This is a genomic window from Sulfuritalea sp. (assembly GCF_017302275.1).
Taxonomy (GTDB): Bacteria; Pseudomonadota; Gammaproteobacteria; order Burkholderiales; family Rhodocyclaceae; genus Sulfuritalea.
This window is the reverse complement of record NZ_JAFLDR010000017.1, coordinates 72,596-80,669: the sequence shown is the minus strand read 5'-3', so window position 1 is coordinate 80,669 and position 8,074 is coordinate 72,596. Positions and strand designations below refer to the sequence as shown.

Annotated in this window: 7 protein-coding genes; all 7 read left to right on the top strand. The window is 65.8% G+C overall.

What is annotated here, in order from left to right:
- On the top strand, positions 1 to 357 hold a 357-nt coding region (locus tag J0M27_RS11345; protein ID WP_294991412.1), incomplete at its 5' end, for an ATP-binding cassette domain-containing protein.
- On the top strand, positions 354 to 1,175 hold the full coding sequence (locus J0M27_RS11340; RefSeq protein ID WP_294991410.1) for an extracellular solute-binding protein: 822 nt from the start codon (positions 354 to 356) through the stop codon (positions 1,173 to 1,175). The genes J0M27_RS11345 and J0M27_RS11340, both read left to right, overlap by 4 nt.
- A gap of 18 nt (positions 1,176 to 1,193) precedes the next feature.
- Positions 1,194 to 2,636, top strand: a complete 1,443-nt coding sequence (locus J0M27_RS11335) for an aldehyde dehydrogenase family protein (RefSeq protein ID WP_294991407.1) — start codon at positions 1,194 to 1,196, stop codon at positions 2,634 to 2,636.
- Positions 2,637 to 2,742: 106 nt separating this feature from the next.
- Complete coding sequence (locus J0M27_RS11330; protein WP_294991405.1) at positions 2,743 to 4,374, top strand: ABC-F family ATPase; 1,632 nt, start codon at positions 2,743 to 2,745, stop codon at positions 4,372 to 4,374.
- Complete coding sequence (locus J0M27_RS11325; protein ID WP_294991402.1) at positions 4,371 to 4,931, top strand: 1-acyl-sn-glycerol-3-phosphate acyltransferase; 561 nt, start codon at positions 4,371 to 4,373, stop codon at positions 4,929 to 4,931. The genes J0M27_RS11330 and J0M27_RS11325 overlap by 4 nt, the downstream gene beginning before the upstream one ends.
- Positions 4,928 to 6,883: an ATP-binding cassette domain-containing protein gene (locus J0M27_RS11320; protein WP_294991399.1), complete on the top strand. Its 1,956-nt coding sequence runs from the start codon at positions 4,928 to 4,930 to the stop codon at positions 6,881 to 6,883. The genes J0M27_RS11325 and J0M27_RS11320 overlap by 4 nt, the downstream gene beginning before the upstream one ends.
- Entirely contained in the window at positions 6,884 to 8,068 is a 1,185-nt protein-coding gene (ppk2, locus tag J0M27_RS11315; protein WP_294991397.1) for a polyphosphate kinase 2, read from the top strand.
- Positions 8,069 to 8,074: the final 6 nt, after the last annotated feature.

Here is an 8,074-nt window from a genome sequence, read left to right as displayed (position 1 = left end):
GTCGGCCTCGAGCCCATCGCCGGCCGGCCGGCGCGCCTGCTCTCGGGCGGCGAGCAGCAGCGCGTGGCCCTCGCTCGCGCCTGGGCGCTGGAACCGGAACTGCTGATCCTCGACGAACCCACCGCCAGCCTCGACCCGGCCAGCACGCGCGAAGTCGAACGCATCATCGATGAAATCGCCGCCAGCGGCACGCGCATCCTGATGACCACCCACAACCTGGGCCAGGCCAAACGGATTGCCGAGGAAATCATCTTCATCGACCGCGGCCGCATTATCGAGCAGACGGCCGTCGCCCGATTTTTTACCCAGCCGCAAACCGAAGCGGCGCAACGCTTTCTAAAGGAGGAAACCCCATGATCTTTCGCCGCCTGTTCTGCTCCGCCCTCGCTGCCGCCGGTTTGCTGGTGGCCGGTCACAGCCTGGCCCAGGAACGCTTCATCACCGTGTCGTCGACCACCTCGACCGAACAATCCGGCCTTTTTGGCCACCTGCTGCCGGCCTTCGAGAAAGCCAGCGGCATCAAGGTGCGCGTGGTCGCATTGGGCACCGGCCAGGCGCTGGACATGGCACGCCGTGGCGATGCCGATGTCGTGTTTGTGCACGACAAAACCGCCGAGGAGAAGTTCATCGCCGAGGGATTCGGCGTCAAGCGCCAGGAAGTCATGTACAACGACTTCGTCGTCATCGGGCCCAAAGCCGATCCCGCCAAGGCGGCCGGCAAGGACATCCTCGAAGGCCTGCGCCGCATCGAAGCGGCGAAGGCGCCCTTTGTCTCGCGCGGCGACAAGAGCGGCACGCATGCCGCCGAATTGCGTTACTGGAAGGCCGCCGGCGTCGATCTGGAGACAAAAAAGGGCGCGTGGTACCGCGACACCGGATCCGGCATGGGCCCGGCACTCAACACTGCGGCTTCGATGAACGCCTACATCCTCGCCGACCGCGGCACCTGGCTCAACTTCAAGAATCGCGGCGACCTGGGCATCGTCGTCGAGGGCGACACCCGGCTCTTCAACCAGTACGGCGTGATCCTGGTCAATCCCGCGAAACATACCCACGTCAAGCAGGCCGACGGCCAGAAGTTCATCGACTGGTTGGTCGCGGCCGAAGGGCAGCAGGCCATTGCATCCTATAAGATCGGTGGCGAACAGCTGTTCTTCCCCAACGCAAAACCCTGATTCCAAGAAAGCAAAAACATGATCAGCAAGGACAAGTTCTACATTAACGGCGCCTGGCTCGCGCCGGCCGGCAAGGGCAGCATCGAGGTGCATTCGCCGACCGACGGGGCTCTGCTGGCCACCATCCCGCAAGGCAATGCGGCAGATGCAGAGGCGGCGGTTGCCGCCGCGCGCAAGGCCTTCGACGCCTGGGCGGCAACGCCGCCGGCACGCCGCGCCGAGCTGCTGAAGAAGATCCAGGAAGGCCTCAAGGCGCGCACCGATGACATCGCCCGCGCCATCACCCTGGAAATGGGCATGCCCTACAAGCTTTCGCAGCGCATCCAGGTCGGTTCGCCCACGGCCACCTTCGGCATGTATGCACGCCTGCTCGGCGATTTCGCTTTCGAGGAGCAGGTCGGCCACTCCAAGGTCCTGCGCGAGCCGGTGGGCGTGGTGGTTGCCATCACGCCCTGGAACTATCCGCTGCACCAGATCGCGGCCAAGGTCGCCGCCGCGCTGGCGGCCGGCTGCACCGTCGTGCTCAAGCCTTCGGAAGTGGCGCCGCTGAATGCCTTCGCCCTGGCCGAGATCATCCATGAGGCCGGCGTGCCGGCCGGCGTGTTCAACCTCGTCACCGGCTACGGCCCCGAGATCGGTGAAACCCTGGTCACGCATGCCGAGGTGGACATGGTGTCTTTTACGGGTTCCACCGCCGCCGGCAAACGCATTTCCCAGCTTGCCGCCAACACGGTCAAGCGCGTGGCGCTGGAACTTGGCGGCAAGTCGGCCGGCATCGTGCTCGACGACGCCGACTTCGCCGTTGCGGTGAAGGGCGTGGTCGGCAATTGCTACCTCAATGCCGGGCAGACCTGCACCGCGCAGACCCGTTTGCTGGTTCCGGTGGGCCGCTACGAGGAAGCCGCGCGCATCGCGGCCGCGACCGCCGCCGAATATCGCCTCGGCGACCCGATGGAGCCGGGCACCACGATCGGGCCGCTGGCCTCGAAGATGCAGCAGGACCGGGTGCGCGACTACATCGCCAAGGGCATTGCCGAAGGCTGCGAACTCCTCGCCGGCGGCTCCGCGCTGCCGGAAGGCCTGCCGGCCGGTGGCTACTACGTTGCGCCGACCGTGTTTGGCCTCGTCGATCCGAAAGCCGTGATCGCCCAGGAGGAAATCTTCGGCCCGGTCTTGTCCATCATCACCTATGCAGACGAGGACGATGCCGTGCGCATCGCCAACGATTCGATCTACGGCCTTTCCGGCGGCGTCTGGTCGGCCACCGACGCCCGCGCCGAGAGCGTGGCACGCCGGCTGCGCACCGGCCAGGTCGAGATCAACGGCGGCCCCTTCAACATTTACGCGCCCTTCGGCGGCTACAAGCAGTCTGGCAATGGGCGTGAACTGGGCAAGTACGGCCTGGAGGATTTCCTCGAATTCAAGGCCATGCAGTTCAAGCCGCCGCCCAAGGCGGCCTGAGCCCGTCACCGGGCGCAAATCGCCGTATCGCCAGCGCCGACTCCCATTGAGCTCGCCCCCGGGCCGGTAGAATGCTGCCTCCGCAGTCGCCACCGGTTCCCGCCCCATGCTCGTCGCTTCCAACATAACCATCCAGTTCGGCGCCAAGCCACTTTTTGAAAACGTTTCCGTCAAGTTCGGTGAGGGCAACCGCTACGGTCTGATCGGCGCCAACGGCTCGGGCAAGACCACCTTCATGAAGATCCTCGCCGGCGTGCTCGAGGCCACGGCCGGCAACGTTTCGCTCGATCCCGGCGAGCGCATGGCCTACCTCAAGCAGGACCAGTTCGCCTACGAGGACATGCGCGTGCTCGACGTGGTGATGATGGGTCATGCCGAAATGTGGTCCTGCATGTCCGAGCGCGATGCGATCTATGCCAATCCGGAGGCGTCCGAGGACGACTACATGCGTGCCGCCGACCTCGAACATCACTATGCCGAGCATGGCGGCTATACGGCCGAGGCACGTGCCGGCGAGCTGCTGCTGGGGGCCGGCATCCCGACCGAAAAACATTCGGGGCCGATGAGCGAGGTGGCGCCGGGCTGGAAGCTGCGCGTGCTGCTGGTGCAGGCGCTGTTCGCCAACCCGGACATCCTGCTGCTCGACGAGCCGACCAACAACCTCGACATCGACACCATCCGCTGGCTGGAGGACATCCTCAACGAGCGCGAGTCGACCATGGTCATCATCAGCCACGACCGGCACTTCCTGAACCAGGTGTGCACCCACATGGCTGACCTCGATTACGGCACGATCAAGGTCTACGGCGGCAACTACGACGATTTCATGGAAGCCAGCACGCAGGCGCGCGAACGCCAGGTCTCGGCCAACGCCAAGGCCAAGGAGCGCATCGCCGACCTGCAGGGCTTCGTGCGCCGCTTCTCGGCCAACAAGTCGAAGGCGCGCCAGGCCACGAGCCGGCTCAAGCTGATCGACAAGATCAAGCCCGAGGACATCAAGCCCTCCTCGCGCCAGTACCCGTGGATCCGCTTCGAATACGACGAGAAGGAAAAGCTGCACCGCCTGGCCTGCGAGATCGAGAACCTCGGCTTCGGCTATGAACCCAAGGTGCCGATCATCAAGTCCTTCTCCACCAGCATCGAGGCCGGCGACAAGGTCGCCATCATCGGCGAGAACGGCGTCGGCAAGACCACGCTGCTGCGCCTGCTGGCGGGGCCGGAACTCGGTGGCCTGACGCCACTGGGCGGACGCGTGAAGTGGGCCGAGAAGGCCCGTCCCGGCGCCTTCCACCAGGACCACGCCGCCGACTTCGCCGGCAAGACGCCGCTCACCGAGTGGATCGTGCAGTGGGTGCGCGCCGGTGGTTATGACGGCGGCGACGTCGAAACCCTGGTGCGCGGCACCCTGGGCCGCCTGCTGTTCTCCGGCGACGAGGCGAAGAAGCCGGTCAACGTGATCTCCGGCGGCGAGCAGGGCCGCATGTTGTTCGGCAAGCTGATGCTGCTGCGGAACAACGTGCTGCTGTTGGATGAGCCGACCAACCACCTCGACATGGAATCCATCGAGTCGCTCAACACCGCGCTGGAAAAGTACAACGGCACGCTGATCTTCGTCTCGCACGACCGCGAGTTCGTCTCCTCGCTGGCGACGCGCATCATCGACATCAAGCCGGACCGCAGCATCGTCGATTACCGCGGCAACTACGAAGAGTACCTCGCCAGTCAAGGATTGGGATGAGCCTCCTGCGCGGCGCGGCCCGCCTCATCCTCAAGCTGATGGGCTGGAAGCTGGTCGACCTGCCGCAGCGGCCGGCAAAGGCCGTGGTGATTGCCTACCCGCACACCTCGAACTGGGACTTCCCGATGACCATGCTGGCGCTCGCCGCCCTGCCCTACGGCGCGCAGTGGGTGGCCAAGGACACGCTGTTCCGCGGCGTCTTCGGTCCCATCATGCGCGGCCTCGGCGGCATCTCGGTGAACCGGCGCCAGCGCACCGGCTTCGTCGAGCGCATCGCCGAGGAATTTCGCCGCCGCGACAACCTGCACCTGATCATCGCCACCGAAGGCACGCGCCGCTTGCAGGCCGGATGGAAATCCGGCTTTTATCGCATCGCCGTGGCGGCCGGCGTGCCGGTGATCATGTCCTCGGTCGACTACGGCAAGCGCGAAGTCGGCCTGCTGGCAACCATCATGCTGTCGGGCGACGAAGTCGCCGACATGGCGCAGATCGCGGCGTGCTACGAAGGTCGCCGTGGCTGCCATCATGAAAACGCCTCACCGATACGACTCCTATGATCCTGCTGCGCGACCTCGGTTTTTCCCGCAACGGAGAGGCGCTGGTCAGCGGCGCCACGCTGCAACTGCATCCGGGCTGGAAGGTCGGCCTCACCGGCGCCAACGGCTGCGGCAAGTCCTCCTTTCTCGGCCTGTTGCGCGGCGAGTTGCATGCCGACCGCGGCGACCTCGAAATGCCGCCGGGCTGGGTGCAGGCCCATGTCGCGCAGGACACCCCGGCGCTACCCGATGCGGCGCTTGACTTCGTGCTCGACGGCGACACCGAGCTGCGCCAGATCGAGCGCGACCTGGCCGCCGCCGAGGCGCACCATGACGACGAGCACGCCGGCGAACAGATCGGCCTGCTGCACTCGCGCCTGGGCGAGATCGACGGCTACGCCGCGCCGGCGCGCGCCGCGGCATTGATGCACGGCCTGGGCTTTGCCGACGATGACTTCCAGCGTCCGGTGGCCGAATTCTCCGGCGGCTGGCGGGTGCGCCTCAATCTCGCGCGCGCGCTGATGTGCCGCTCCGATCTTTTGCTGCTCGACGAGCCGACCAACCACCTCGACCTCGACGCCATCATCTGGCTCGAGGCCTGGCTTAAGGGCTATCCCGGCACGCTGATCCTGATTTCGCACGACCGCGATTTCCTCGATGTCGTCACCAGCCACATCCTCGCCATCGAGGCCGCCAAGATGCAACTGTTCACCGGCAACTACTCGGCCTGCGAGCGCGCCCGCGCCGAGCGCCTGGCCAACGACCTGGCGCTGGCGGCCAAGCAGAAGCGCGAGGCGGCCCACCTGCAAAGCTACATCGACCGCTTCCGTGCCAAGGCCTCCAAGGCGCGCCAGGCGCAGAGCCGGATCAAGATGCTGGCGAAGATGGGCGACATCGTCGCCGCCCACATCGACACGCCGTTTTCCTTCAGTTTTCCCGAGCCGACCGGCTTCTCCGATCCGCTGTTGCTGATCGACGATGCGAAAGTCGGCTATGCCGCAAACCCAAATGCTGGCACTAGTGGCGATACGGTGATTTTCGACAAGCTGCGCTTCACACTGCGCCCCGACAGCCGCATCGGCCTGCTCGGCCGCAACGGCGCCGGCAAGTCGACGCTGATGAAGCTGCTCGCCGGCGAGCTGCAGCCGCTGATCGGCGTGCGCGAAGCGGGCCGCAACCTCAAACTCGGTTATTTCGCCCAGCACCAGCTCGAGCAGTTGCGTCCCGCCGAGTCGCCGCTGTGGCACATGATCAAGCTGGAGCCGCGCACCCGCGAACAGGACCTGCGCAATTACCTCGGCGGCTTCGACTTCCGTGGCGACATGGTGGACGCGCCCTGTGGACGCTTCTCCGGTGGGGAGAAGACGCGCCTGGCGCTGGCGCTGATGATCCGCACCGCGCCCAACCTGCTGCTGCTGGACGAGCCGACCAACCACCTCGACCTCGAAATGCGCGAGGCGCTGACCATCGCCCTGCAGGAAACCGAGGCCGGCATGGTTCTGGTTTCGCACGACCGTCATCTGTTGCGCGCCACCTGCGACGAACTCTGGCTGGTGGCCGACGGCAAGGTCATCCCGTTCGACGGCGACCTCGACGACTACGCCGACTGGCTCAACCAGTCGCGCGCCGCCGAGAAGGCCGCCGAGCGAGAAAAGAGCCAGCAGCGCAAGGAGGAGGATGCCGAACTCGCCCGCCGGGCCGCGGCAAAGGCGCTGCCCAAAGAGTCGGCGCTGGCGGCACGGCGGCCCCTGCTCAAGGAAGGCGATAAGATCGAACAGCAGCTCACCGCCTGGCACGGCGAGCTCAAGTTGCTGGAAACCCGGCTCGCCGACCCTGGCCTTTACGCCAGCGCCGACAGCCACCTGCTTCACGATTTGACACTGCGCCAGGGCCAACTGACCCAGAATATCGCGACAGCGGAATCCCGCTGGCTGGAAATCCACGAACTGCTTGACGCCGACCAGGAGACATGAATGGCCGCCAAACCCCCGACCAAACCCGCCACCAAAGCGCGCAAGGCTCCGTCCAAATCCCCAGCCCGAACGGGGGCCAAGCCTACGACCACCGCGAAGCCGCTGCGGCGCCCCGCATCTGGTGACATCGCACCATCGCGCAAGCCTGCCGGCATCAAGAACTTCGTCGTCAAGGACCGTTCCGCCGCCGCACGCGATTCGAAGATCGAGGCGATCCATGACATCGTCGCCCACGCCAAGCCCGGCGAAGGCGCCAAGCTGGCGCAGGCGCTGACCGCGGTGGTCGAGGGCGCCTCGCCCGACGATGTCGAAGCGCTGAAGGAAGCCCTGCTGCAACGCGAGGTGGTGACCAGCGAACACCCCGACGAGGAACTGGCGCCGGGTTGGCGCGACGGCGGCTATCCCTACCGCCACCTGATGACGCGCAAGAACTACGAGAAGCAGAAATACCATTTGCAGGTCGAGCTGCTCAAGCTGCAGGCCTGGGTCAAGGAAACCGGGCAGAAGGTGGTGGTGCTGTTCGAGGGCCGCGACGCGGCCGGCAAGGGGGGTACCATCAAGCGCTTCATGGAACACCTGAACCCACGCGGCGCGCACGTCGTGGCACTGGAAAAGCCTTCCGATACCGAGCGCGGCCAGTGGTACTTCCAGCGCTACGTGCAACACCTGCCCACCGCCGGCGAGATCGCGCTGTTCGACCGCTCCTGGTACAACCGCGCTGGCGTCGAGCGCGTGATGGGCTTCTGCACCGATTCCGAGTACGAGGAATTCATGCGCCAGACGCCCGAGTTCGAGCGCACCCTGGTCAGGAGCGGCGTGCACCTGATCAAGTTCTGGTTCTCGGTGTCGCGCCCCGAGCAGCGCCGCCGGTTCAAGGAACGCGAGACGCACCCGCTCAAGCAGTGGAAGCTGTCGCCGATCGACCTCGCCTCGCTCGACAAGTGGGACGACTACACCAAGGCCAAGGAAGCCATGTTCTTCCACACCGACACGGCGGATGCGCCGTGGACCGTGATCAAGTCCGACTGCAAGAAGCGCGCGCGGCTCAACGCGCTGCGCTACATCCTGCACAAGCTGCCCTACGCCAACAAGGACGTGAGCCAGATCGGCACCCTCGACACCCTGCTGGTCGGCCGCGCCAACATAGTGTACGAGCGCGGCGAGAATCGCGGCGTCATGCTCTGAGGCGCG

Bases quoted from the DNA above. Each gene is read 5' to 3' on its own strand.
- J0M27_RS11325 (WP_294991402.1), top strand. From the start codon at position 4,371: ATGAGCCTCCTGCGCGGCGCGGCCCGCCTCATCCTCAAGCTGATGGGC.
- J0M27_RS11320 (WP_294991399.1), top strand. From the start codon at position 4,928: ATGATCCTGCTGCGCGACCTCGGTTTTTCCCGCAACGGAGAGGCGCTG.
- J0M27_RS11340 (WP_294991410.1), top strand. From the start codon at position 354: ATGATCTTTCGCCGCCTGTTCTGCTCCGCCCTCGCTGCCGCCGGTTTG.
- J0M27_RS11335 (WP_294991407.1), top strand. From the start codon at position 1,194: ATGATCAGCAAGGACAAGTTCTACATTAACGGCGCCTGGCTCGCGCCG.
- ppk2 (WP_294991397.1), top strand. From the start codon at position 6,884: ATGGCCGCCAAACCCCCGACCAAACCCGCCACCAAAGCGCGCAAGGCT.
- J0M27_RS11330 (WP_294991405.1), top strand. From the start codon at position 2,743: ATGCTCGTCGCTTCCAACATAACCATCCAGTTCGGCGCCAAGCCACTT.